This window comes from Microvirga sp. TS319 (assembly GCF_041276405.1).
Classification (GTDB): domain Bacteria; phylum Pseudomonadota; class Alphaproteobacteria; order Rhizobiales; family Beijerinckiaceae; genus Microvirga.
In genome coordinates this window covers 796619-820555 of sequence record NZ_JBGGGT010000002.1, presented here as the reverse complement: position 1 = coordinate 820555, position 23937 = coordinate 796619, and the positions used below count along the sequence as shown (strand labels likewise).

The following is a 23937-nucleotide window of genomic DNA, read 5'->3' as shown; positions in this document are numbered from 1 at the left end:
AAGATCATTCATGAGCACGCCTAACCGCTCGACCCATATCAGGCTCACATCCCACCCCGAGCCGAATGCAGGCACCATCAAGCATCCGATCAAATGGGGCGCCAAGGACCCGAAGGAGCGCGGACCGATCATCGGCACCGTCACCAATCCAGGCGACCGCAACGTGATCGGCGCGCATGGCGGCTCCTATTCGCTCTACCGGGCCCTGGCGATCTCGGCACGCGCGCTCAATCCCCTGTCGCGGCCCGATCTCCACAACACCCATCCCACCGCCGAGATCGGCCCGCACCCGCAATGGTTCGAGCCGGGCAGGATCGTGTCGCTCGACCCTTGGGGCCATCTGGTCGGCCAAGCTTTCGGAGACGACATCGCGGGCGGCCTCGACGTCCGCCCTTCCATCGCGGTCACGAAGGCGCGCCTCAACATGCCGGAAATCCTCTCGGCCATGGGGGCGAAGCGCCTGAAGGCCGACGGCGGCTTCCTGCACGAATCCGGCGATATTTCGGTCACGAAGATCGCCGTCGATCCCGTCTGGCACCTACCCGGCATCGCGGAGCGCTTCGGCTGTTCGGAAGGCGAATTGCGCCGCACCCTGTTCGAGCAGACCGGCGGCATGTTCCCCGAGCTCGTGACGCGCCCGGATATGAGCATATTCCTGCCGCCCATCGGCAACACGACCCTTTACATCGTCGGCGACGTCGCGCGCCTGAGCGACGAGAGAACCCGCATCGCCTGCCGCGTGCACGACGAGTGCAACGGCTCGGACGTCTTCGGCTCCGACATCTGCACGTGCAGGCCCTATCTCGTGCACGGCATCGAGGAATGCGTGAAGGAGGCTCAAAACGGTGGCGTCGGCGTGATCGCCTATAACCGCAAGGAGGGCCGTGCGCTGGGCGAGGTCACCAAGTTCCTCGTCTACAACGCGCGCAAGCGCCAGGAAGGCGGCGACTCGGCCGCCACCTATTTCGAACGCACGGAATGCGTGGCGGGCGTGCAGGACGCGCGCTTCCAGCAGCTCATGCCCGATGTGCTCCACTGGCTCGGCATCCGCCGCATCGACCGGCTCATGTCCATGTCGAACATGAAGTACGACGCCATCACGGAATCGGGCATCGAGGTGGGGGAACGGGTGCCGATCCCGCCGGAACTGGTGCCGCCGGATGCCCAGGTGGAGATCGAGGCCAAGAAGGCCGCCGGCTATTACACCCCGGACGGAGCCCCCGATGCGGCGGAACTCGACAGGGTGAAGGGCCGCGACCTCGAGCGCTTTTAACCTTCTCCACAACCGGCCCGGCGCAAGGGTGCTGGCCTCCCGAAGACTGTGCTATCGCTTCTCCCCCAGAGAGCATCGGAGCCCCGCGTGACGGACCAGTCGAATCCCTCCCCCGAGACCCAAGCCGCCCGCAAGCTCCTGACGGCCGCGGCGGTGCGCGAACGGTCGCATCAATTGCTCGATGCGGGCCTTGCGGGCCGCCTCCAGCATTTCACGGTGGACCTGACCCGCCTGGAGGCCTGCGCCGACGAGGTGGTGACGACGATCCGCGAAGCCTATCCTTCCCTCGACATCCCCTTCCATGCGCGCTGGCGGCATTTCACGGCCGGCGGCCATGACCGCTGGGAGGCGGTGATGGGAGGCGCCCCATGGACCGAGGCCGCCGAGATGGCCCGCTCGGCCTTCGATCTCGCCATCGTGTCCGTGCTGCTCGACGCAGGCGCCGGGCCGCAATGGCGCTACCAGGAAGGCCGTACGGGCGACACTTACGCCCGCTCCGAGGGCTTGGCCGTGGCGAGCTTCGACATGTTCGTGAGCGGGGCCTTTTCGAGTCGGCCGGAGGATCCGTTCCGGGTCGATGCGGACGTGCTGATGGCGCTGACGGCGGATGATCTCGCCGCCGGGTTCCAGGTGTCGGCGGACAACCCGCTCGTCGGGCTGGAGGGCCGCGCCGCCCTTCTCAACCGTCTCGGGCGCGTGGTGGCCACGAACCCCGACATTTTCGGGCAGGTCGACGATCCCCGCCCTGGCGGGCTCTTCGACGTGATCGCGGCAGGCGCCGAGGACGAGGCCGTCAGGGCGACGTCGATCCTGGATGCGCTTCTGACCTATCTCGGGCCGATCTGGCCGGGGCGGATCAGCCTGGGCGGAATCGATCTCGGCGATACCTGGCGCCACCCGCTGGTCGAGGCGCCCGACGCCACGAAGGGGCTTATTCCCTTCCACAAGCTCTCCCAATGGCTTTCCTATTCGCTGATCGAACCCCTGGAATGGGCCGGGTACGCCGTCACGGAAATCGACGGTCTCACGGGCCTGCCGGAATATCGCAATGGCGGCCTTTTTCTCGATACGGGCGTGATCGCGCTGAAGAATCCTGAAGACGCCGGGCATGCGCATACGGTGGATTCAACCCTCGTCGTCGAGTGGCGGGCCTTGACGGTTGCCCTTTTGGACCGCATTGCCGATCCGGTTCGCGCCCGGCTCGGGCTTACCGCCGAGACCTTCCCTCTCGCGAAGGTGCTCGAAGGCGGCACCTGGGCCACGGGGCGCAGATTGGCCAAGGAGAAGCGCGGCGACGGCTCGCCGCCTCTCAGCGTAATCAGTGACGGAACGGTGTTTTGATGAATCAGCCTATGACGACCCAGGGAGGAATGAGGATGGAAGGCGTGACGGTGGTCGATCATCCGCTGGTTCAGCACAAGCTTACCCTGATGCGGGACAAGCAGCGCTCGACGAAGGGCTTCCGCCAGCTCCTCAACGAGATCGGGATGCTTCTCTGCTACGAGGTCACCCGCGACCTGCCGATGGAGCGCATCGAGATCGACACGCCGCTCACCAAGATGGAAGGTGCGCAGATCGCCGGCAAGAAGCTCGTCTTTGCCCCCATCCTGCGTGCGGGCGTCGGATTCCTCGACGGCATGCTCACCCTCGTGCCCGCGGCACGCGTGGCGCATATCGGCCTCTATCGCGATCCGGAATCGCTCCAGGCGGTGGAATATTATTTCAAGGCCCCGTCCGATCTCGGCGACCGCATGGTGCTGGTGCTCGATCCGATGCTCGCCACCGCCAATTCGGCCGTAGCCGCCATCGAGCGCCTCAAGGAGCGCGGGGCGAAGGACCTCCGCTTCGTCTGTCTTCTGGCGGCGCCCGAAGGCATCGAGCGGCTGCGCAGCGCCCATCCGGACGTGCATATCTGGACCGCCTCCATCGACGAGCGCCTCAACGACCACGGCTATATCGTGCCCGGCCTCGGCGACGCCGGCGACCGCATGTATGGAACGCGCTGAAGCCTCGCCCGGTTAGAGCATCGAACGCAAAGGCGGGAACTGGCTTTGCGGGAAAAGATGATCGAGCATCGAACGCAAGAGTGGGCACCGGTTTTGCGTGAAAAGATGCTCAAAAGCATAAACTGACAGCATCGGATACGGGTTCGATTTCACGTCCGGTGCTGTCGTCCTCCACAGACCGAAACAAGGATCAGGCCGTGCGCTTCATCGTCGCCGACTGGGGAACCACCCGCTTCCGGGGCTATCTGATCGAGAACGAAACCATTCTCGATCAGGTCTCGTCGGACGAGGGCGTATCCGCCCTGCGGAAAGGCGAGCATCGCGGCGTTTTCCTGCGGCAATGCGGGCGCTGGCTGGGGGCTGAACCGAATGCGCCCGTGCTGCTCGTCGGCATGGTAGGCAGCCGCGAGGGATGGCAGGAAGCGCCCTACGCCTCGTGCCCTGCAGGTCCGGCCGAGATTGCGCGGGCACTGGTTCCGGTGGATCTCGGCGATGGCCGCAAAGGCCACATCATCCCGGGCCTTTTCTGCGAACCGGCTCCCGGCGCCGCGGATGTGATGCGCGGCGAGGAAACACTGGTTTTGGGCGCGGGCGTCGAGAACGGCCTCGTCTGCTCGGCCGGAACGCACCCCAAATGGATTCACATGCGCGACGGGCGCATCGAGCGTTTCGCCACCTTCATGACCGGCGAGATGTATGCCCTGTTGCGGGAGCAATCCATGATCGGGCGCCCTGCGACGGAGCCGGCCGACCCGAAGGGCTTCGACATGGGCCTCGACGCGGCCGAGCGCAACAGCGGCACGGATGGCGCAGCGCGCGTGGGGCTTCTTCATCTCCTGTTCGGAGCGCGGGCCGCCGTGGTATCCGGGCGCATGGCGAGCAATCTCCTCGGGCCCTACCTCTCAGGCCTTCTCACGGGCGACGAAATCAACGGAGCGCTCGCCCAGTTCGGACGCCCTTCAGTCGTCACCATTCTCGCCGATCAGGCACGCGCCGACCTTTATGCCCATGCCCTTGCCCGCCACGGTATCAGGACCGAGCTGAAGAACACGCAGCAGGCCCTTCTGGCAGGCCTCGCGCGGATCGTGCGCCAGCATGCCGCCCCATGAGCGCAGCTGACCGGCGGCGCTTGATGCCCTCGTCCTTACCCTCGCCCTATCATGCCCGGCCCTGAGCCGGGCATCCACGTCTTGGTAGGCTCAACGGTTCCCGTAGACGTGGATAGCCGCACTCGATACGGCCATGACGGGAAAAGGCCATGATAATGAGCGCCCGAGAAATGTCAGGTTCCGGGCCTCTTGTTCTCCGGGATGACATCCCTTCATTTCGTCCCTAAAACTTTCCTCGAAACGACTTCACGAACCTCAAGGCTTGAGCATGCCCCATTCTCTTCTCGCCACGTCCGCCGACAGCTCACTTCCGATCTGGCTCGTGACGGAGAGCACGTGGAACGGCATCTGCGCCCAGCTGCCGAAGACGGCGCAGGGCTTTGCGAAGGCTCAAGGCTTCGAGGGGAAGGCGGGCAGCCACTGCCTTCTGCCGGATGCGGACGGCAATCTGCTGGGCGTCGCGTTCGGCCTTGCGAATGACGATGCCAGGCACCGCGATCCCTTCATCGTCGGCAAGCTGCCGACGGTCCTGCCGGAGGGCGTCTATCGCTTCGAGACCGCAGCGCCCGACGCCATGCTGGCTACGCTCGCCTGGATCCTGGGCTCCTACAGCTTCACGCGATACCGCAAGCGCACGGAGAAAGCCGTGCGTCTCGTCGTTCCCGACGGCGTCGATGCCGAAGAAGTGACCAGGATCGCCGACGCGGTGTTCCGCAGCCGCGATCTCGTCAACACGCCGACGAACGATCTCGGACCGGATGGAATCGAGGCGGCCGCGCGCCGGATTGCGGAAGCCCACGGCGCGCAGTTCACCTGCATCGTCGGCGGCGATCTGCTGAAGCAGAACTTCCCGATGATCCATGCCGTGGGCCGCGCATCGGACATCGCGCCGCGCCTCATCGACTTCACCTGGGGCGACGCGAACGCACCGCGCGTCACGCTCGTCGGCAAGGGCGTCGCCTTCGATACGGGCGGGCTGGACATCAAGCCCGCCTCCTCCATGCTGCTGATGCGCAAGGACATGGGAGGCGCCGCCGCCACCCTCGCGCTCGCCGACATGATCATGGGCGCAAAGCTTAAGCTACGCCTGCGCGTCCTCATTCCAGCGGTCGAGAACGCGATCTCCAGCAATGCGTTCCGGCCCGGCGACATCTTGAACAGCCGGAAAGGCATCACGGTCGAGATCGGCAACACGGATGCGGAAGGCCGCCTCATCCTGGCCGATGCGCTGGCCTTGGCGGACGAGGAGAAGCCGGACCTCATCGTCGATTTCGCCACGCTCACGGGCGCGGCCCGCGTGGCGCTCGGCCCGGAGCTGCCGCCCTTCTACACGGATGACGAGGAGCTCGCCGCCGAGATCACCCGCACCGGTATGGCCGTGAACGATCCCGTGTGGCGCCTGCCGCTCTGGGCTCCCTATCAGAGCCAGCTCGACTCGAAATACGCCGACATGAACAACACGGGCGGTCCGATGGCCGGTTCGGTGACGGCGGCCCTGTTCCTCCGCCGCTTCGTGTCCGACGCCAAGGCGCATGTGCATTTCGACATCTTCGCCTGGAATCCCTCGACCCGCCCCGCGCGACCGGAAGGCGGAGAGGTCCAGGCCGCGCGCCTCATGTATGCGCTGCTCAAGAAGCGCTACGCCTCCTAAGCGTGGTCTCTCGTCATGGCCGGGCTCGCCCCGGTCATCCACGTCTTTGGAACCGCTGAGCCATCAAGACGTGGATGCCCGGTTCAGGGCCGGGCAGGACGGGAACGATGCTCCCTTCTTGGACAAAACGCATCGTCCTTGCGAAAAACCGGGTCCACTTTTTCGCACGATGCGCTAGGAAACACCCTCACGGTCCGCGCCGAGGAGCCGCTTTGATGAGTTTCGACCGCCGCATCACCCCTGTCCGCTCCGATCTGGCCGACGAGAGGCTTCGGGGGCGGGTCGAGGCCGAGCGCTACACGACCGGCACGATCAGGCGTGTCGCCGCTTCCTTCGCTCCCCTTCACCGCCATCCCTCCCGGGAGGCGCCCGTGGATACGCAGGCCATCTTCGGCGAGGCCGCGACCGTCTATGACGAGCACGAGGGCTGGGCCTGGGTGCAATTGCATGAGGACGGCTATGTCGGCTACCTGCCAAGCGACGTCCTGCGGGAACCGGGACCGGCGCCGACGCACAGGGTCGCGGCCATCCGCACCTTCGTCTATCCCGGCCCCAGCCTGAAGCTCCCCTACCAGGATTACCTGACCCTCAACGCCCGGCTTGCGGTCACGGGCACAGAAGGCGATTACGCACGGCTCGCCGATGGAGGCTGGGTCTACGCGCCGCACCTCGCCCCTCTCGATGCGACGGAACCCGACTACGTGGGCGTCGCCGAGCGCTTCCTGCACACGCCCTATCTCTGGGGCGGCAAGACGAGCCTCGGCATCGACTGCTCGGGCCTTGCGCAGACCGTGCTGGCGGCGGCCGGCATCAAGGCCCCCCGCGACAGCGACATGCAGGAGCGCGAACTGGGCACCGCCGTCGAGGTCACGCCCGATCTCGGCGGCCTCGCGCGCGGCGATCTGGTGTTCTGGAAGGGCCATGTGGGCCTGATGATGGACGCGACGGATTTCATCCACGCCACCGGCCACAGCATGACCGTGATGATCGAGCCGCTGTCGGTCGCGGAAGAGCGCATCCGCAGGACCAGCTACGGACCGATCAGCTCCATCAAGCGCCTCTGACCGATTATCGTGCCGGATCCAACGACCCTCCTCGTCGTCGCCCTCGGGGTCTTCCTCATCGCGTTCATGAAGGGCGCGTTCGGCGGCGGCCTCGCCATCATCGGCATCCCGGTCCTGTCCCTCGTCATGGATCCGATCGCCGCGGGCGCGCTGCTCGCGCCGCTCTTCGTGCTGATGGATGCGGTGGCGCTCTATTACTGGCGGCCCAAGACCTGGTCGAAGATCGATCTCGCGCTTCTCATCCCGTCGCTCGCCATCGGCACCGCCATCGGGTTCATGCTCATGAAGGTGGTGGACCCGCACGGCTTCGCCATCCTCATCGCGCTGATCACGCTCGCCTTCACGGGACTGTGGTTTCGCGGCGGCGGCAGGATCGTTCGGCAGCCTCGCTCGAAGGCAAAGGCCATCGTGGCCGGAACGGCGTCGGGCATATCCTCCATGATGGCGCATTCGGGCGGCCCGCCGGTCGCCATGTACCTTCTCCCCCTCGGGCTCCCGAAGGTCGTCTACGCGGGCACGAGCAGCAGCTTCTTCGCGGCCGGCAACCTGATGAAGGTCGCGCCGTGGCTCGCGCTCGCAAGGCCGGGCGCGGAGCTTTGGACCTTGATGGCCCTGTGTCTGCCCCTCATCCCGCTCGGCGTCTGGTCAGGCTTCAGGCTGCACGAGCGCCTGGATCAGAGGCAGCTCTATCGGGTCTGCTATGCCCTGCTCGCTCTGACGGCCGTGAAGCTCTTGTGGGACGGATTGCGGGGTTACGGGGCGTTTTAGACCATCGGGCGCAAAAGGGGGAATCGGCTTTGCGCCCGATGCCCGAGATCATAGGCTTACAGCACCGGACGAGGGTTCGACGACCCGTCCGATGCTCTCGCCCCCGCGTCGTCAATAGCCCCGCACGCGATCCACGAGATTCTGGAAGGGCTCGCCCGCCTCGTGACGGCGGATCTGATCCGCGATGTAGCGGGCTGTCGCCTCGGGCTCGCTCACGGCCGCGTTGTGCGGCGTGATCGTGACGCGGGAATGATCCCAGAGCGGAGAGGTCTCCGGCAGCGGCTCCTTCTCGAACACGTCGAGGGTTGCCGCCTTGAGGGTTCCGTCGTCGAGACAGGCGAGGATGTCGCTCTCCACCTGGAGGCCGCCCCGGCCCGCGTTGATGAGGACGGGACCGCCGAGCCTGCCGTCCCGCGCCAGCTTTCCGAACAGGTTGCGATTGAGAATGCCGCGGGTGTCGGGCGTGAGCGGCACGAGGCTGATCAGGATGTCCGTGCGCGCGAGGAATTCGGAGAGCCCGTCCTCGCCCGAATAGACCGTGAAGCCTTCCACGGTTTTCGGCGTGCGGCTCCAGCCTGCCACGTCAAAGCCCATTGTCTTGAGCTTCCTGGCGGCATCCTGCCCCAGCACGCCGAAACCCATGACGCCGACACGCACCTCGGACGCGATGGGCGGCGAGCGGTCGTCCTCCCAGCGCTTGGCGCGCTGCGCGGCCGAAAAGCGTGCATGGTCGCGAAGATACATGAGGCAATGCATGACCATGTATTCGCTCATGCGATGGGTCAGATCATCCTGCGAAACGCGCACGATCGGCACGTCGGGAAGACCGGGATAATTCATCAGGTGATCGACGCCCGCGCCGAGGGAGAAAACCGCCTCGAGATTGGGCAGATCGTCCAGGCATCCGGGTTTCGGCCCCCAGGTGGCCACGAAGCGGATCCTGTCCCGGTCGAACGCCTCTCCCAGGACGGCGATTTCGCGGCCCGGCAGATGGCGGCCGAGACGTTCGACCCATGGCTGTGGCTCCCAGGTGACGGCGACGAGCAGGCTCAAGACTTCACTCCGATACGTTCGAGAATCATCACCCCGGACCGAGCTTTCGCATCGCCCAGGACATAGGCGGCACGCACCATGCGCGCGGCAGCTTCGGCCGCCTCTTCGCTGCGTGCATGCACAATGGCGAGCGGACGGTCGGCATCGACCGTCTCGCCGATCTGGGCAAGCCCGGTGAGCCCGACCGCATGATCGATGGCATCCTGCGGGCGCGTGCGTCCACCGCCCAGGGCCACGACGGCGATGCCGATATCCCGCGTCGCGACGCGCTGCACGATTCCGGAGCGTTCCGCATGGACAGAACGGACGACGGGCGCAGCCTGCAGATGCCTTTTGTGGCTCTCCACGAAATCGCCCGGTCCGCCGAGCGCCGCCACCATGCGCTGGAACGCCTCTGCAGCCCTGCCGGAGACGATCGCATCCTCGATCTTCGCGCGCGCCTCGGCGATATCGGCCGCGATCCTACCGAGCACGAGCATTTCGGCGGACAATTCCACCGTCACTTCGTGGAAGCGCGCCTCGCGGCGGCGGCCCGTCAGGTAGTCGACGGCGTAAGCCATCTCCACGGCGTTTCCGGCAGCGGTCGCGAGAGGCTGATCCATGTCGGTGAGCAAGGCGCTCGTGGGAAGGCCCGCTTCATTGGCGACGAGCACGAGGCTCTCGGCCAGGGCGCGCGCATCCTTCGCATTGTCCATGAAGGCGCCGGAGCCGCATTTGACGTCCATCACGAGCCCATGAAGGCCTGCCGACAGTTTCTTCGACAGAATGGACGTGGTGATGAGATCGATGGATTCCACCGTCCCTGTCACGTCGCGGATGGCGTAGAGGCGCTTGTCGGCGGGCGCGAGGTCAGCCGTCTGTCCGATGATGGCGCAGCCCACCTCGCGCGTGACACGGCGGAAGGTGTCGATGTCGGGCTGCGTGACGTAGCCCGGAATCGAATCGAACTTGTCGAGCGTTCCGCCCGTATGCCCGAGGCCGCGACCGGAGATCATGGGCACGAAGCCGCCGCAGGCCGCGACCGCCGGGCCGAGCGCGAGGCTCACCGTGTCGCCGACGCCACCGGTCGAGTGCTTGTCGAGCACGGGGCCCGGCAGGTCCCACCGCAGCACCTCGCCCGAATTCATCATGGCGCGGGTCAGCGCCACGCGCTCCGGAACGGACAGGCCGCGAAAGAAGATCGCCATGGCGAAGGAAGCGGCCTGTCCCTCGGACACGTGGCCCGAGGTCAAGCCTTGAATGAAGCTCTCGATCTCACCCGCCTCGAGCGTTCTGCCGTCGCGCTTGCGGCGGATGATTTCCTGCGGAAGTCGAACCATGTCAGTAAGCCCCGGTGGCGGCGGCGCCGTCACGTCCCTCGATCGCCGCCATCAGCGTATCGTAGACGCTGCTCGCGCCGATGCGGAAGGTTTGCGGCGTCGCCCAGCCCGGCCCCATGATACGCTCGGCAAGGTCGAGATAGGTCCTCGCATCGGCGAGGGTCCGAATACCTCCGGAAGGCTTGAGACCCACATTGCGCCCGGACGCCTTGATGACGTCGAGCATGATCGCGGCTGATTCCGGCGTCGCGGAAACGGGCGTCTTGCCGGTCGACGTCTTGATGAAATCGGCGCCGGCCTCGATGGAGAGGCGACTTGCCGTCTCGATCAGCGTCGGGTCCTTCAGTTCGCCCGTTTCGAGGATCACCTTGAGCAGCCGGCCCTGGTCGACGAGATCGCGGACGGCCTCGACCATCTCGGTCGCGATCCTCAGGTTGCCGCGGCGCACGGCCTCGTAGGGCAGCACCAGATCGATCTCGTTCGCGCCATCGGAGAGAGCCTCCTGCACGTCGTCGGTGACGCGATCGATATCCTCGCCGCCGGCCGGGAAATTCACGACGGTGGCGATGCGCACGGGCGAACCTCTCAGGACCTCCTGCGCACGCTTGACGAATTGCGGCCAGACGCAGACGGCCGCCACCGGCCCGCGCGGATCGAGCGCCTTCCTGCACAAGGCATCGATGGACTGATCCGTGCAGTTATCCGTCAGATCGGTGAGATCGAGGCAACGCAAAGCATGTTGGGCAATTTCCGCATCGGACATGGTCAAAGCTCCGCAACGAATGAACGAATGAGACGCTTGAATTTATCGGAGGCCTCCGCGGCCGTATCCTTGGTTTCCTGGTGCGAGGGCGATGCGCCCTCGATGCCTGCGGCGAGATTGGTGACGACCGAGACTGCAGCGACCCGCAGGCCGTAATACCGCGCCAGGATCACTTCCGGCACGGTCGACATTCCCACGAGATCGCCGCCGAGGATCTGCACCATGCGGATCTCGGCAGGCGTCTCGAAACTCGGACCGGACAGCCAGGCATAGACGCCCTCGGGCAGATCGATGCCGCTCCGCTCCGCAGCGCGCTGAAGAGCGTCGCGCAGAACGGGATCGTAGGCGCCCGTCAGGGAGACGAAGCGGCCTTCCGTGTGATCGCGCAGCAGCGGGTTCGCGCCGGCCAGGTTGAGATGGTCGCCGATCGCCACGAGGCTGCCGGGACGGATCGAGGCGCGCACGGAACCTGCCGCGTTGGTGGCGACCAGCACCGGGATGCCGAGCTCCTTGACGACGGCAACGGGAAGCCGCATCGCACCGGCATCGCCCGTTTCGTAGTAATGCGCGCGGCCCTGGAACAGGAGGACACGCTTGCCTTCGAGCGTGCCGGCCACGAGCCTGCCCGCGTGACCGGAGACGCCGCTTTTCGGAAAATGCGGGATCTCGGAATAGGGAAGGCTCACCGCATCCCTCACCTCATCGGCCAGAGTGCCCAGGCCCGTTCCGAGCACGAAAGCGGCGTCGAAGCGGCCGTCGAAGCCGCGGGCCCGCAGGAATTCGGCGGCCTCTTGAACTTGCTGGAGCATGACCGACCCTCACCTGTCCGTCAGGTTGTCGGGTCCGAACGAGAAGGGCAACAGCTCGTCCAGGGTGAAGCTCCGGCGGATTCCCTCCGGGCCCGCGACGTGAATGGGGGTGTCGGGCGCCGCGAATTCACGGATGCGCTGACGGCAGCCGCCGCACGGCGTGCAGAGGCTCTCGCCCTCGCCCATCACCACGATCTCGCCGATGCGGCTTTGGCCGCCCGCGATCATGGCGGCAATCGCGCCGGCCTCCGCGCAGGAGCCGACCGGATAGGCCGCGTTCTCGACATTGCAGCCCGTGAAGACCTGCCCGTCGGGCGTCGCGATGGCGGCCCCGACCTTGAAGCGCGAATAGGGGGCATAGGCTTTGGCCTGAATCGTCCTGGCCGCTTCGAACAGGCTGTCGAGGGAAGCCATGATCAACGCTCCTTCACATAAGGCACGCCCGCGGCGCGCGGTGGGATGGCCTTGCCGATGACGCCGGCGAGCAGGATGACCGTCAGGAGATAGGGAAGCGCCTGAATGGCCTGCACCGGCACCTCGCCGATCCCCGGGAGCGAGCGTCCCTGGAGCTGATTGGCGAATGCATCGAGAAAGCCGAAGAGAAAGCATGCGCCGAGCGCGGGCCATGCGCGCCACTTGGCAAAGATGAGGGCCGCAAGGGCGATGAAGCCTCGTCCCGCGGTCATGTTGGGCAGGAAGCCCGCCGCCTGCGCGACCGACAGATAGGTTCCTCCGATCCCGCAGAGGACTCCGCCGATGACGACAGCCGAATAGCGCAGGCCCGCCACCGAAATGCCGGCGGTGTCGACCGCGGCCGGGTTCTCGCCGACCGCGCGCAGGCGAAGCCCGAAGCGCGTGCGGCCGAGCACGTACCAGGTGAGCGGCACGGCGAGCAGCACGAGGTATACCAGAACGGAATGGCCGAAGAGAATGCCGTCGAAGCGCTGCTCGCCCTCGAGCGGCGGCGTGCGGCCGCCCTGCCCGTACCACGCATTGCCGACGATGGCCGTGAGGCCCGCGGCCAGCATGTTGATGGCGACGCCGGACACGATCTGATTGCCGCGCTGGCTGATGGAGGCGAAGCCGTGAATGAGGGCGAACGCGACCGAGGCGGCGATTCCGAAGACGAGACCGATCCACGCGGAGCCGAACGCATAAGCCGCCGCCGCGGCCGCGAAGGCCGAGGCCAGCATCTTGCCTTCGAGTCCGATATCCACGACGCCCGACCGCTCGGACCAGAGTCCGGCGAGGCACGCGGCGAGCAGCGGAATGGACAGGCGCAGCGCCGAGTCGAGAATGGTTGCGATGATGCCGAGATCCATGCTCACAGTCCCGCCAGTTTGGGGCGTGACAGCAGATGCGCCACGAGCCGCCGGAAGAGACCGTCGAGAGCCCCCGCGAACAGAATGATGATGCCGCCGATCACCACCACCATGTCGCGGGTGATGTTGGGCTGCTCGAAAGCCAGTTCCGCGCCGCCCTGGTAGAGAATGCCGAACAGGAGCGAGGCGAGGACGATGCCGACCGGATGCGCGCGCCCCATGAGAGCGACCGCGATGCCGACGAAACCGTAGCCGGAGGTGAATTCCAGAAGCAGGCGGTGCTGGTAGCCCATGAGCTCGTTGACCGCGAGCCCTCCCGCGAGCGCGCCCGACAGGACCATTGCGATGATGATGATGCGCTCGGGCGAAATGCCCGCATAGACCGCGGCCGTCGGGCTGGAGCCCACCACGCGGATCGCATAGCCGAGGCGCGAGCGGTAGATGAGAAGCCAGATGAGATAGGCCGAGACCAGCGCCAGCACGAGGGTGAGATTGAGCTGCGAAGCCGGGATCGTGACGCCGAACCAGGCGAACGCCTCGTGCATGAACGGAATGTACGAGGCGTCCGGAAAGGCGCGCGTTTCCGGGTTCATGGATTGCGGCTCGCGCAGCACGTTGACGAGCAGGTATACGATCAGCACGCTGGCGAGCCAGTTGAACATGATCGTGGTGATCACGATGTGGCTGCCGCGCTTGGCCTGCAGGTAGCCCGGGACCGCGGCCCAGGTCGCGCCGAACGCCGCGGCCGCGAGAATGCCGATGGGGACGAGCAGGAAGCCCGGCAGGAACGTGAGGTTGTTGAGCGCGAGCGCAATGCCCAGCCCCGCCAGCGTCGCTTGGCCCTCCCCGCCGATATTGAACAGGCCCGCATGGTAGGCGACGGCCACCGCAAGCCCCACGAAGATGAAATCGGTGGCATAGAACAAGGTGAAGCCCAGGCCTTCGCCGCTCCCGAGGCTCCCCTGCAGAAGATACCGCGTGGCTGTCAGTGGATTCTCGCCGATGCTGAGCACCACGAGGCCGGCGATCAGAAAGGCCGCCACGACCGAGGTCGCGGGCACGAGGACCGTGTCGGCCCATTTGGGCATGTCGATGGGAGCGCTCACGTCAGATGATCCGGCAGAAACAGGTGGCCCTGTTCATCGAGAGGGAAGAAGGGATTCCAGGCCACCTCCCAAAGGTGTTCGTCGGGATCGGCGAAATAGCCCGAATAGCCGCCCCAGAAGACGTCCTGCAGCGGCTTCACGGCCTTCGCGCCCGCCGCGACGGCGCGGGCGTAAACCTCGTCGGCCTCCTGTTTCGAACGCGCGTTGTAGGCGAGCGTGACGGCGGCAAAGCCGGTCGGCCTGTCCTCGACGCCCGCATCCTTGGCGAGATCCGCCCGCCCGAAAAGAGCCAGCGCGAGACCGTTCGCCTGGAAGAATGCGACGCTGGGCTGGCTGGCGGACGACGCCTTCCAGCCCCAGGCCTCGTAGAAGGCGCGGGACTTCTCGAGATCGGAGACGCCGAGGGTGACGAGCGACAGTCGCGGCTGCATTAGGCGGCCTCGTCGCTTACGCCGGCCATGAGAAGCCCGAGATCCTGCTCGTTCGTTTCCGAGCACTTGCGCTCGCCCGTAATCCGGCCGCCGCACATGGTGAGGATGCGGTCGGAAAGATGCATGATCTCGTCGAGTTCCACCGACACGAGAAGAATGCCGACGCCGGAATCGCGAAGCGCGATCAGGCGGCGGTGGATGAACTCGATGGCCCCGATATCCACGCCGCGCGTCGGCTGGCCGACCAGGAGCACCTTCGGGTTGCGCTCGATTTCGCGGGCCAGCACGATCTTCTGCTGGTTGCCGCCGGAGAAGTTCGAGGTCTTCAGGCGCGGCGCGGGCGGGCGAACATCGTACTGCTCCATTGTCTTCGTCAGATCCGCCACGAGGCGGTCATGGTCGAGCAGCGGGCCCGAACCGAGCTGCGGCTCATGACTGAAGCCGAGGATCGCGCTCTCGAAAGCCGGGAAGGTCGGAACGAGACCCATGCGCAGGCGATCCTCCGGGACATGCAGCAGGCCGAGCTCGCGCATTCGGTGGGGATCGTGCTGCGAGGATCGGATCTCGCGCCCTTCGACGGAAATGGCACCGAGCACGGGCCGGCGCATGCCGGCGATCGTCTCCAACAGCTCGCTCTGTCCGTTGCCGGCAACGCCCGCGATGCCGACGATCTCGCCCGCGCGGACGGTCAGGGACGCATCGGCCACCCGCAGCACGCCGCGCGAGTCGACGACCGAGAGGTTTCGCACCTCCAGGACGGGGGCGCCGGGCGCCCTCTCCGTCTTCTCCACGCGCAGCAGCACGCGGCGGCCGACCATCAGCTCCGCGAGTTCGGGCGGAGAGGTGCCTGCCGTCTCGACGGTCGCCACCATCTCGCCGCGCCGCATGACGGAGACACGGTCCGTGACCGCCATGATTTCGCGCAGCTTGTGCGTAATGAGAATGACGGTCTTGCCCTGCTGCTTCAGGGAGCGGAGCAGCGCGAACAGGGCGTCCGCCTCCGCCGGCGTGAGCACGGCAGTCGGTTCGTCGAGGATGAGGATGTCGGCACCGCGATAGAGGGCCTTCAAGATTTCGACGCGCTGCTGCAGACCGACGGAGAGTTCGCCGACGGTCGCGTCCGCGTCGATGTCGAGGCCGTAATCCTTGGCAAGACGCGCGAGCTCCTTGCGAACCTTGGCCTCGCCCGCACGCAGCATGGCGCCTCCTTCGGCGCCGAGCATCACGTTCTCGACCACGGTGAGCGGCTCGACCAGCATGAAGTGCTGGTGGACCATGCCGATGCCGGCCCCAATCGCATCATTGGAGGAGCGGATGCGGGTGGGCGTGCCGTTCACGCGGATCTCGCCCGTATCCGCCTCGTAGAAGCCGTAGAGGATCGACATGAGGGTCGACTTGCCCGCCCCGTTCTCGCCCACGATGCCGTGGATCGTGCCGCGCTCGACGCTCAAGGACACGTCCCGATTGGCATGGACGGCGCCGAAGCTCTTGTTGACGGCGATCAGTTCAATGGCGGGAGACATCGGCCTCTAGGGGTTGTCCGGCAAGGAAGACGAAGGCGGATCTTATCGGAAAACGCATGAACCTAAAATGGATACGGCCGCAGGCCCTTCGGAGAAGCCTGCGGCCGGAACGAGGCGTCAGCCTACATCGGGCACTTGGAGTCCGACATGTAGTCGTGGACCTTGATGGTGCCGGACTTGATGTCGGCGGCAGCCTTGTCGGCCGCGGCCTTCATGTCGTCCGTGATGAGCGACTTGTTGTCGTCGTCGAGCGACCAGGCCACGCCGTCTTCCGCCAGGCCGAGGACCTGAAGGCCGCCCTTGAAGGTGCCCTTCTTGGCCTGATCGAAGGTGTTGTAGGTGGCCACGTCCACACGCTTGACCATGGAGGTCAGCACCTTGCCCGGGTGCAGGCTGTTCTGGTTCGAATCGACGCCGATGCCGAGCTTGCCCGCATCGGCTGTAGCGCGCAGCACGCCGATGCCGGTGCCGCCGGCCGCGTGGTAGATCACGTCCGCGCCGCGGCTGATCTGGCCCTTGGCGAGCTCGCCGCCCTTCACCGGATCGTTCCAGGCGGCACCCGTGGTGCCGGTCATGTTCTGGAACACCTCGGCGTCCTTGTTGGCGTATTTGACGCCCTGGACGTAGCCGCAGGCGAACTTGCGGATGAGCGGGATATCCATGCCGCCCACGAAGCCGACCTTGCCGGTCTTGGAGGCTTTCGCGGCCAGCAGGCCGACCAGGAACGAGCCCTCGTGCTCCTTGAAGATGATGGATTGCACGTTCGGCTTCTCGACGACGGCATCGATGATGGCGAACTTGATGTTCGGGAATTCCTCGGCGACCTTCTTCAGCGCGGTCTCCTGGGAGAAGCCGACGGCGACGATGGGGGAGTATCCGTCGCGGGCGAAGCGGCGCAGGGCCTGCTCGCGCTGGGCGTCGTTCTGCGGCTCGAAATCGCGGTACTCGGTGCCCGTATCCTTCTTGAACTTCTCGGCGCCCATGTGAACGCCCTCGTTGAAGGATTTGTCGAACTTGCCGCCCAGGTCGTAGACGACGGCGGGCTTGAAATCCGCCTGCTGCGCGAAGGCGGCCGAAGCTGTGAAGGCGAGGCCTGCGAGCGCGAGGCCGAACTTGGTGACTGTCATCGGCAATGTTCCCTGTCTGTCGCCGGATTTTCGTCTCCGGTTGCCCCGTGACGATGGCATGGGAAGGGTCATGACGCCAAGGTCCCTGTCAAGCCATGATGTTACTTTCCTGCAAGGAATGGTTGATAGCCGCGGTCCCCGCGTTATGGTCTCCTCCATGCCCCTGACATCCGACGAAATCGACCGATATGCCCGCCACCTGGTCCTGAGGGACGTCGGCGGACCCGGGCAGCTCAAGCTCAAGGCCGCCCGCGTGCTCGTGGTCGGCGCGGGGGGCCTGGGCGCGCCGCTGATCCAGTATCTGGCGGCTGCGGGCGTGGGCACCATCGGGCTCGTCGACGACGACACGGTGTCCCTCTCCAACCTTCAGCGCCAGGTGATCCACGGAACCCCCGATGTCGGGGCCCCGAAGGTGGAGAGTGCGGCCAGGGCCGTCCTGCGCCTGAACCCTCACGTTACGGTCGAGACCCATAACCTGCGCCTGACGCCCGGCAATGCCCGCGAGCTCATCCGCCGCTACGACATCGTGGCGGAGGGAACGGACAATTTCGAAGCCCGCTATACGGTGTCGGATGCCTGTTTTAGCGAGAAAAAACCCCTGGTCACGGCGGCGCTGGGGCAGTTCGACGGCTCTTTGACGATCATCAAAGCGCATGAGAGCGGCCCTGACGGCGCGCCGAATCCGACTTATCGCTGCCTGTTTCCCTCCCCACCGCCGCCAGGCGCGATCCCGACCTGCGCGGAGGCCGGCGTGCTGGGGGCGCTGGCGGGCGTGATGGGAAGCCTGATGGCCATGGAGGTGGTCCGCGAGATCGTGGGCTTCGGGGAGAGCCTCGTCGGGCGCCTCCTGATGGTCGACGCGCGCTCCATGCGCTTCGACACCATCCGCTACGGATGGGACGAGACGAACCCGCTCAACGGCAGGAAAGCGACGGGCGCGGCCTAGCGCATCGTTTGAGCGGACCCGAAGACCGCACGATGCGCTGGACTGCGCCCGGAACGACACATTGACGAAGACTACGAGCGCAGCACCGCGCCGGTCTTCTTGGAGACCTCGGCGACGATCTTGGCCGAGACGGCTTCGATCTCCACGTCGGTCAGCGTCTTCTCCAGGGGCTGGAGGGTGACGGCGATAGCCACCGACTTCTTGTCCGGCTCGATGCCGGTGCCCTCGTACACGTCGAACACGTCGACGCCCACGATCAGCTGACGCTCGGCACCCTGGGCTGCCTTCATGATGTCGCCTGCCGCTACGTCACGGCCGACCACGAAGGCGAAGTCGCGGGTGAGCGGCTGGAAGTCGGGCAGGTTCAGCTTCGGCTTCATCTTCGTGGGCTTCGCCTTGGGCGGCGGAAGCGCGTTGAGATTGAGCTCGAAGGCGACCAGCGGCCCCTTCAGATCGAGAGCCTTCAGAATCTTCGGATGGACCTCGCCGAACGCCCCGATGACGTTCTTCGGACCAAACTGGAGCGTGCCCGAACGACCGGGATGGAACCAGGCCGGACCGCCGGGAACGATCTGGAGGCCGCCGGCCGGAATGCCGAGAGCCCCCAGCAGGGCCATCACGTCCGCCTTCGCGTCGAAGGCATCGACGCTCTGGGCTCCGCCATCCCAATGACGGCCGACGCCCTCGGCACGGGCCGTGCCGCGCCGCACGGCAGCCGCCTTGATGGACTGGCCTTCCGGCGCATCCGACGCGAAGGTCTGGCCGACCTCGAAGAGCGCCACGTCACCGAAACCGCGATCCGCATTGCGCTGTGCGGCCTTCATGAGACCGGGCAGCAGGCTCGGGCGCATGTCGGAGAGATCCGACGCGATGGGATTGGCGAGCGCAAGCTGCGGCTGGCCGCCGCCGAAGAGCCCGGCCTCCTCCTTCGCGATGAAGGACCAGGTGACGGCCTCCACTAGGCCCCGTACGGCAAGCGCCCGGCGGGCAAGGCGGGTGCGCTTCTGGATGAGCGTGAGGATGGGCTTCGCGACGGCCGCCTCGAGGCGCGGCAGGGGCTGAGGCTCGATACGGTCGACACCGGCAATGCGGATGACCTCCTCGACGAGATCCGCCTTGCCGTCGATATCGGGACGCCAGGAGGGCGCCGTCACGGTCACGCGCTCGCCCGCACCTTCAACCTGGAAGCCCAGCTTCCTGAGGATCTCCTCCGACTCGGCAGGCTTCACATCGAGGCCCGACAGGCGCGGCACTTCCGACCATGGGAATTCGATGACGCAGGTCTCGTCGGGAACCCGACCGGCCGTCACGGCCTCGCTCGCCTCACCGCCGCAAAGATCGATCACCATTTGCGTGGCGAGATCCAGCCCGGGCCGCGTGAAGGCGGGATCGATGCCGCGCTCGAACCGGTAGCGGGCATCGGTGATGATGCCGAGTTTGCGGCCCGATTGGGCGATGTTCAGCGGGTCCCAGAGTGCGGACTCGATCAGCACGTCCGTGGTGCCCTCGTCCGAACCCGAATGCTCGCCACCCATGATGCCGGCAATGGATTCGACACCGTTCTCGTCCGCGATCACTACCGTGCCGGAATCGAGCTTGTAGGTGCGGCCGTCGAGCGCCAGCACCTCCTCGCCGTCCTTCGCGCGGCGAACCGTGAGGTTGCCCTTCACCTTCTTGGCGTCGAACACGTGGAGCGGCCGGCCCCGGTCGAAGGTGACGTAATTGGTGATGTCGACGAGCGCATTGATCGGCCGCAGGCCGATGGAGATGAGACGGCGCTGCATCCATTCCGGTGACGGGCCGTTCTTCACGCCGCGCACGAGGCGGAGCGCAAAGGCCGGGCAGAGCTTCTCGTCGCCTTCGGCGAAATCGAGTGTCACCGAAACCGGGCACGCGCCCTGTCCCTGAATCGGCAGAATGGCATCGCCCTTCAGCGTGCCCAGACCAGCGGCTGCGAGATCCCGGGCGATGCCGTGGATCGAGGTGCAGTCGGGACGGTTCGGCGTAAGGTTGATCTCGATGACCGGATCGTCGAGGCCCGCATAGGCCGCATAAGCCGTTCCGACCGGCGCATCGCCGGGCAGCTCGATGATGCCGTCGTGATCATCGGAGATTTCGAGCTCCGCCGCCGAGCACAGCATGCCGGCGCTTTCCACGCCGCGAATGGTGCCCACGCCGAGCGTGATGTTCTTGCCCGGGATATAGGTGCCGGGAGGCGCGAACACGCTCTTCATGCCCGTGCGGGCGTTCGGCGCGCCGCAAACGACCTGGATCGGCTTGTCGGAGCCGGTATCGACCATGCACACGCGCAAGCGGTCGGCGTTGGGATGCTGCTCGGCGGAAATCACGTAGGCGATCGTATAGGGCGCCAGCGTCTTCGCCTTGTCCTCCACGCCTTCGACCTCGAGGCCGATGCGCGTGAGCGTCTCCACGATCTCGTCGAGAGACGCCGTGGTGTCGAGGTGATCTTTGAGCCAGGAGAGGGTGAATTTCATCGCTAATCTCGTGTGCCTTGGAAGGCTTGTTCAGCTATCCGGCAATGACCCGGACGTAACGGGAATGGATCCAGCCAGCATAGCAGGGTCCTGTATAGGGCCGGCGAACGGGCCATGGCGTACTGACATCGCAGGCAGCATCGGGAGATTGCCCGTAAACGACGGCAAGCCAAGGGCCCTTCTGGCCACAAAGGAAAACCCGGTTGCCGTTGTAGAGCCGATCGATCTCACGGTACGGCTTGCCCCCCGGCCCACTGCGGACCGAGAGAAAACCGTCGCCTTTGGGATCGAGACCAACGATCTGCCCCACCTGCGAGCATGCATCGAAGTTGCCGCTGCCGCCGACCATGACCGAAACATCGAGCATGGATTCGCGCGCCTCGGCACCGGCAAGAGCCATAAATGAACCCGCGAGAATGATCGGAAGGTGCCGCACGGCCCTTATCTCCCTTAGCTCGTCAAGCCGCTGACGAGGGACGGGATGTCGAGCGGGCGGAAACCGTAATGGTTCAGCCAGCGCACATCGGCCTCGAAGAATGGGCGCAGATCCGGCATGCCGTATTTCAGCATCGCGATGCGGTCGATGCCCATGCCCCAGGCGAAGCCCTGGTACTCGTCGGGATCGAGCCCGCAATTCCTGAGCACGTTCGGATGCACCATGCCGCAGCCGAGAATCTCGAGCCAGTCATCGCCTTCTCCGAAGCGGATCTCGCCGCCTTTCCGCGAGCACTGGATGTCGACTTCGGCGGAAGGCTCCGTGAAGGGGAAGAACGACGGGCGGAAGCGCATCTTCACCTGGTCGACCTCGAAGAACGCCTTGCAGAACTCTTCGAGAATCCACTTCAGATGCGCGATATTGGCCTGCTTATCGATGACGAGGCCTTCCACCTGATGGAACATCGGCGTGTGGGTCTGGTCCGAGTCGTGGCGATAGGTGCGGCCCGGGATGATCACGCGGATCGGCGGCTGCTGGCCCGACATCGTGCGGATCTGCACCGGCGAGGTATGCGTGCGCAGCACCTTGCGCTCACCCTTCTCGTCGGGGGCAAGGAAGAAGGTGTCGTGCATCTCGCGCGCCGGGTGGCCTTCGGGGAAGTTCAGCGCCGTGAAGTTGAGGTAGTCCGTCTCGATATCCGGGCCTTCGGCCACGGAGAAGCCCATATCGGCGAAAATCGCTGTGAGCTCCTCGATCACTTGGCTGATCGGGTGGATGCGACCGCGGGCCTCCGGCGCCTCCGGTACGGGAAGCGTCACGTCGATGCGCTCGGCGGCAAGGCGCGCCTCGAGCGCCGCCTCGGCGAGCGTCTCTTTCTTCCCGGCGATGGCGCCCTGGACCCGGTCGCGCAGGCCGTTGATGAGCGGACCGCGCTCCTTGCGCTCCTCCGGCGTCATGGAGCCGAGGGTTTTCAGGAGTTCGGAGACGGAGCCCTTCTTGCCGAGCGCAGACACGCGCACGGCTTCAAGAGCCGCTTCGTCGCCGGCGGCTTCGACCTGGGAAATCAGGTCACGTTCGAGTTGGTTGAGATCGGTCATCGGTCCCTTGCCAGATGCAAGCGCTTTCAAGTGAGGCGCGGCGCGGGAACCGTGAAGTCGTCCGAGCCGCGTGGTCGCAACCGACAGCTTTCAGCCGTCAGCGCGGATGGTCTCGGAGAAGGGGGTTAAGGTGGTGCGGCTGAACGAGCCAGCCGCACCGAAGCTAGTCTATCCGACTTAAGCGGCCTGCTGCGGCAGGGCGGCCTTGGCGCGTTCCACGTAAGCGGCGAAAGCCGCCGGCTCGTGGATGGCCAGCTCGGACAGGACCTTGCGATCGACCTCGATCCCAGCCTTGCCGAGACCGTCGATAAATCGGGAATAGGTCAGGCCATGCAGGCGAACCGCAGCGTTGAGGCGCTGGATCCAGAGAGCGCGGAAGGTGCGCTTCTTGTTGCGACGGTCGCGAGTGGCATATTGCATGCTCTTCTCGACCGCCTGCTTGGCGATGCGGATCGTGTTCTTGCGGCGGCCGTAGAAACCTTTGGCAGCCTTGAAAACCTTCTTGTGCTTGGCGTGGGCGGTAACGCCCCGTTTGACGCGGGCCATGGAAAAACTCCTTCAAAATCCGGGATGTGGGGAAAGACCGCCTTAGCCGTTCGGCAGGAAGTACTTCTTCACGTTGTAGGCGTCGCCCTCGAACATCGTCGTGGTGCCGCGCAGGTTGCGGATCTGCTTTTTGGTCCGCTTGATCATCCCGTGGCGCTTGCCGGCCTGGGCGTAAACGACCTTGCCGGTGCCAGTGATCTTGAAGCGCTTCTTCGCGCCCGATTTCGTCTTCAGCTTGGGCATTTGGCTCTCCTTTGGTCAGGCCTGCGGAGCGGCTTCTAACCGCCCCTTCGGCCCATTCTTTGCTGCTGTGAGCAAAACGAACCGCCACGGCAGCCCTAACAGCCGGGCGGTTCGATGAAGGGCGGCTTATGGCAGAAGCCCGCCCAAAAAGCAATGGCCCCGAAACTCAGGGGCCATGAATTTGCCTGGGTCCAGAGCATCGGATGGATCCCAAAAGTGGATTTGCACTTTTGGGATCCATCCGATGCTTCCTTTTTGGAAATGGCGCATCGTTTGAGCGGACCCGAAGGGCCGCGCGATGCGCTAGAATCCCTTAACGGGGCGCCAGCACCATGACGACCTGACGGCCCTCGAAGTTGGGCTCCTGTTCGACCTTGGCGAGATCGCCCACATCGGCCTTCACACGCTCGAGAACCTTCAGGCCGAGATCCTGGTGCGCCATCTCGCGGCCGCGGAAGCGCAGGGTGATCTTGACCTTGTTGCCTTCCTCGAAGAAGCCCTTCATGGCCTTCATCTTGGTGTCGTAATCGTGGTCGTCGATGCCCGGGCGCAGCTTGATTTCCTTGACCTCAACGGTCTTCTGCTTCTTGCGCGCCTCGGCGGCCTTCTTCTGTTCCAGGAAGCGGAATTTGCCGTAATCGAGGATCTTGCAGACCGGAGGGGTCGCGTTCGGCGAGATTTCCACCAGATCGAGGCCAGCGTCCTCGGCGATGCGCAAAGCATCGAAGAAGGGCATGACGCCCCGATTCTGTCCGGTATCATCGATCAGCTGAACTTCGCGGACGCCGCGAATGTCACGGTTTGCGCGCGGGCCTTCTTTTTGCGGCACCGGCAAGGGTCTCATGGGACG

At 65.6% G+C, this 23937-nt stretch carries 24 protein-coding genes; 8 read left to right on the top strand and 16 right to left on the bottom strand.

The window, feature by feature from the left end; genetic code table 11:
- Positions 1 to 10: 10 nt before the first annotated feature.
- The 7 genes from AB8841_RS13180 (at position 11) to AB8841_RS13150 (ending at position 7871) form a co-directional block, all read left to right on the top strand.
- Positions 11 to 1273 (top strand): GTP cyclohydrolase II, encoded by a 1263-nt coding sequence (locus AB8841_RS13180; RefSeq protein WP_370436290.1) that lies wholly within the window; start codon positions 11 to 13, stop codon positions 1271 to 1273.
- Positions 1274 to 1360: 87 nt separating this feature from the next.
- Positions 1361 to 2614 (top strand): URC4/urg3 family protein, encoded by a 1254-nt coding sequence (locus AB8841_RS13175; RefSeq protein WP_370436289.1) that lies wholly within the window; start codon positions 1361 to 1363, stop codon positions 2612 to 2614.
- Positions 2615 to 2643: 29 nt separating this feature from the next.
- Positions 2644 to 3279: a uracil phosphoribosyltransferase gene (gene upp / locus AB8841_RS13170; RefSeq protein WP_370439264.1), complete on the top strand. Its 636-nt coding sequence runs from the start codon at positions 2644 to 2646 to the stop codon at positions 3277 to 3279.
- A gap of 197 nt (positions 3280 to 3476) precedes the next feature.
- Positions 3477 to 4388 (top strand): 2-dehydro-3-deoxygalactonokinase, encoded by a 912-nt coding sequence (locus AB8841_RS13165; RefSeq protein ID WP_370436288.1) that lies wholly within the window; start codon positions 3477 to 3479, stop codon positions 4386 to 4388.
- A gap of 268 nt (positions 4389 to 4656) precedes the next feature.
- Entirely contained in the window at positions 4657 to 6039 is a 1383-nt protein-coding gene (locus tag AB8841_RS13160; protein WP_370436287.1) for a M17 family metallopeptidase, read from the top strand.
- Positions 6040 to 6254: 215 nt separating this feature from the next.
- On the top strand, positions 6255 to 7103 hold the full coding sequence (locus tag AB8841_RS13155) for a C40 family peptidase (RefSeq protein WP_370436286.1): 849 nt from the start codon (positions 6255 to 6257) through the stop codon (positions 7101 to 7103).
- Between the two features lie 66 nt (positions 7104 to 7169).
- Positions 7170 to 7871: a sulfite exporter TauE/SafE family protein gene (locus tag AB8841_RS13150; protein ID WP_370439263.1), complete on the top strand. Its 702-nt coding sequence runs from the start codon at positions 7170 to 7172 to the stop codon at positions 7869 to 7871.
- 111 nt (positions 7872 to 7982) lie between these two features.
- Here AB8841_RS13150 and AB8841_RS13145 read toward each other — a convergent pair whose 3' ends face one another.
- The 10 genes from AB8841_RS13145 to AB8841_RS13100 all read right to left on the bottom strand — a co-directional run bounded on the left by AB8841_RS13145 (position 7983) and on the right by AB8841_RS13100 (position 17324).
- The gene (locus tag AB8841_RS13145) at positions 7983 to 8924 is read right to left on the bottom strand and encodes a 2-hydroxyacid dehydrogenase (RefSeq protein WP_370436285.1); all 942 of its coding nucleotides are present in this window, start codon (positions 8922 to 8924) and stop codon (positions 7983 to 7985) included.
- A complete protein-coding gene (gene deoA, locus AB8841_RS13140) occupies positions 8921 to 10243 on the bottom strand; it encodes a thymidine phosphorylase (RefSeq protein WP_370436284.1) in 1323 nt (440 codons plus the stop codon). The genes AB8841_RS13145 and deoA overlap by 4 nt, the downstream gene beginning before the upstream one ends.
- 1 nt (position 10244) lies before the next feature.
- Positions 10245 to 11006: a deoxyribose-phosphate aldolase gene (deoC, locus tag AB8841_RS13135; RefSeq protein ID WP_370436283.1), complete on the bottom strand. Its 762-nt coding sequence runs from the start codon at positions 11004 to 11006 to the stop codon at positions 10245 to 10247.
- A gap of 2 nt (positions 11007 to 11008) precedes the next feature.
- Positions 11009 to 11815, bottom strand: coding sequence for a purine-nucleoside phosphorylase (locus AB8841_RS13130; protein ID WP_370436282.1), 807 nt, complete (start codon positions 11813 to 11815; stop codon positions 11009 to 11011).
- A gap of 9 nt (positions 11816 to 11824) precedes the next feature.
- The gene (gene cdd / locus AB8841_RS13125) at positions 11825 to 12229 is read right to left on the bottom strand and encodes a cytidine deaminase (RefSeq protein ID WP_370436281.1); all 405 of its coding nucleotides are present in this window, start codon (positions 12227 to 12229) and stop codon (positions 11825 to 11827) included.
- A 2-nt stretch (positions 12230 to 12231) separates the two neighbouring features.
- Positions 12232 to 13137, bottom strand: coding sequence for an ABC transporter permease (locus tag AB8841_RS13120; RefSeq protein ID WP_370436280.1), 906 nt, complete (start codon positions 13135 to 13137; stop codon positions 12232 to 12234).
- 2 nt (positions 13138 to 13139) lie between these two features.
- A complete protein-coding gene (locus AB8841_RS13115) occupies positions 13140 to 14243 on the bottom strand; it encodes an ABC transporter permease (RefSeq protein ID WP_370436279.1) in 1104 nt (367 codons plus the stop codon).
- A complete protein-coding gene (locus tag AB8841_RS13110; RefSeq protein ID WP_370436278.1) occupies positions 14240 to 14674 on the bottom strand; it encodes a VOC family protein in 435 nt (144 codons plus the stop codon). The genes AB8841_RS13115 and AB8841_RS13110 overlap by 4 nt, the downstream gene beginning before the upstream one ends.
- Entirely contained in the window at positions 14674 to 16197 is a 1524-nt protein-coding gene (locus AB8841_RS13105; RefSeq protein WP_370436277.1) for an ABC transporter ATP-binding protein, read from the bottom strand. Before AB8841_RS13105 ends, AB8841_RS13110 begins: the two co-directional genes overlap by 1 nt.
- A gap of 122 nt (positions 16198 to 16319) precedes the next feature.
- Positions 16320 to 17324 (bottom strand): BMP family protein, encoded by a 1005-nt coding sequence (locus tag AB8841_RS13100; protein WP_370436276.1) that lies wholly within the window; start codon positions 17322 to 17324, stop codon positions 16320 to 16322.
- Positions 17325 to 17481: 157 nt separating this feature from the next.
- Between AB8841_RS13100 and AB8841_RS13095 the strand changes: the two genes are divergently transcribed.
- Entirely contained in the window at positions 17482 to 18270 is a 789-nt protein-coding gene (locus AB8841_RS13095) for a ThiF family adenylyltransferase (RefSeq protein WP_370436275.1), read from the top strand.
- 71 nt (positions 18271 to 18341) lie between these two features.
- Here the strand turns inward: AB8841_RS13095 and pheT are convergent, their stop codons facing one another.
- The 6 genes from pheT to infC all read right to left on the bottom strand — a co-directional run bounded on the left by pheT (position 18342) and on the right by infC (position 23931).
- Positions 18342 to 20765, bottom strand: coding sequence for a phenylalanine--tRNA ligase subunit beta (gene pheT / locus AB8841_RS13090; RefSeq protein ID WP_370436274.1), 2424 nt, complete (start codon positions 20763 to 20765; stop codon positions 18342 to 18344).
- A 34-nt stretch (positions 20766 to 20799) separates the two neighbouring features.
- Positions 20800 to 21201 carry an integron gene (locus AB8841_RS13085; protein WP_370436273.1) on the bottom strand — a complete coding sequence of 134 codons (402 nt, stop codon included), beginning with the start codon at positions 21199 to 21201 and terminating at the stop codon, positions 20800 to 20802.
- Between the two features lie 14 nt (positions 21202 to 21215).
- On the bottom strand, positions 21216 to 22298 hold the full coding sequence (pheS, locus tag AB8841_RS13080; RefSeq protein ID WP_370436272.1) for a phenylalanine--tRNA ligase subunit alpha: 1083 nt from the start codon (positions 22296 to 22298) through the stop codon (positions 21216 to 21218).
- 177 nt (positions 22299 to 22475) lie between these two features.
- Complete coding sequence (gene rplT, locus AB8841_RS13075) at positions 22476 to 22844, bottom strand: 50S ribosomal protein L20 (RefSeq protein WP_047187696.1); 369 nt, start codon at positions 22842 to 22844, stop codon at positions 22476 to 22478.
- Between the two features lie 42 nt (positions 22845 to 22886).
- Positions 22887 to 23087: a 50S ribosomal protein L35 gene (rpmI, locus tag AB8841_RS13070; RefSeq protein WP_109598789.1), complete on the bottom strand. Its 201-nt coding sequence runs from the start codon at positions 23085 to 23087 to the stop codon at positions 22887 to 22889.
- A 313-nt stretch (positions 23088 to 23400) separates the two neighbouring features.
- Entirely contained in the window at positions 23401 to 23931 is a 531-nt protein-coding gene (infC, locus tag AB8841_RS13065; RefSeq protein WP_370436271.1) for a translation initiation factor IF-3, read from the bottom strand.
- Between the last annotated feature and the right edge of the window lie 6 nt (positions 23932 to 23937).

Coding starts and splice junctions, on each gene's coding strand:
- deoC (WP_370436283.1), bottom strand. CDS start 11,006: ATGTCCGATGCGGAAATTGCCCAACATGCTTTGCGTTGCCTCGATCTC.
- infC (WP_370436271.1), bottom strand. CDS start 23,931: ATGAGACCCTTGCCGGTGCCGCAAAAAGAAGGCCCGCGCGCAAACCGT.
- AB8841_RS13130 (WP_370436282.1), bottom strand. CDS start 11,815: ATGCTCCAGCAAGTTCAAGAGGCCGCCGAATTCCTGCGGGCCCGCGGC.
- rplT (WP_047187696.1), bottom strand. CDS start 22,844: ATGGCCCGCGTCAAACGGGGCGTTACCGCCCACGCCAAGCACAAGAAG.
- deoA (WP_370436284.1), bottom strand. CDS start 10,243: ATGGTTCGACTTCCGCAGGAAATCATCCGCCGCAAGCGCGACGGCAGA.
- rpmI (WP_109598789.1), bottom strand. CDS start 23,087: ATGCCCAAGCTGAAGACGAAATCGGGCGCGAAGAAGCGCTTCAAGATC.
- pheT (WP_370436274.1), bottom strand. CDS start 20,765: ATGAAATTCACCCTCTCCTGGCTCAAAGATCACCTCGACACCACGGCG.
- AB8841_RS13120 (WP_370436280.1), bottom strand. CDS start 13,137: ATGGATCTCGGCATCATCGCAACCATTCTCGACTCGGCGCTGCGCCTG.
- AB8841_RS13100 (WP_370436276.1), bottom strand. CDS start 17,324: ATGACAGTCACCAAGTTCGGCCTCGCGCTCGCAGGCCTCGCCTTCACA.
- AB8841_RS13095 (WP_370436275.1), top strand. CDS start 17,482: ATGCCCCTGACATCCGACGAAATCGACCGATATGCCCGCCACCTGGTC.
- AB8841_RS13150 (WP_370439263.1), top strand. CDS start 7,170: ATGAAGGGCGCGTTCGGCGGCGGCCTCGCCATCATCGGCATCCCGGTC.
- AB8841_RS13180 (WP_370436290.1), top strand. CDS start 11: ATGAGCACGCCTAACCGCTCGACCCATATCAGGCTCACATCCCACCCC.
- AB8841_RS13110 (WP_370436278.1), bottom strand. CDS start 14,674: ATGCAGCCGCGACTGTCGCTCGTCACCCTCGGCGTCTCCGATCTCGAG.
- AB8841_RS13155 (WP_370436286.1), top strand. CDS start 6,255: ATGAGTTTCGACCGCCGCATCACCCCTGTCCGCTCCGATCTGGCCGAC.
- cdd (WP_370436281.1), bottom strand. CDS start 12,229: ATGGCTTCCCTCGACAGCCTGTTCGAAGCGGCCAGGACGATTCAGGCC.
- AB8841_RS13160 (WP_370436287.1), top strand. CDS start 4,657: ATGCCCCATTCTCTTCTCGCCACGTCCGCCGACAGCTCACTTCCGATC.
- pheS (WP_370436272.1), bottom strand. CDS start 22,298: ATGACCGATCTCAACCAACTCGAACGTGACCTGATTTCCCAGGTCGAA.
- upp (WP_370439264.1), top strand. CDS start 2,644: ATGAGGATGGAAGGCGTGACGGTGGTCGATCATCCGCTGGTTCAGCAC.
- AB8841_RS13105 (WP_370436277.1), bottom strand. CDS start 16,197: ATGTCTCCCGCCATTGAACTGATCGCCGTCAACAAGAGCTTCGGCGCC.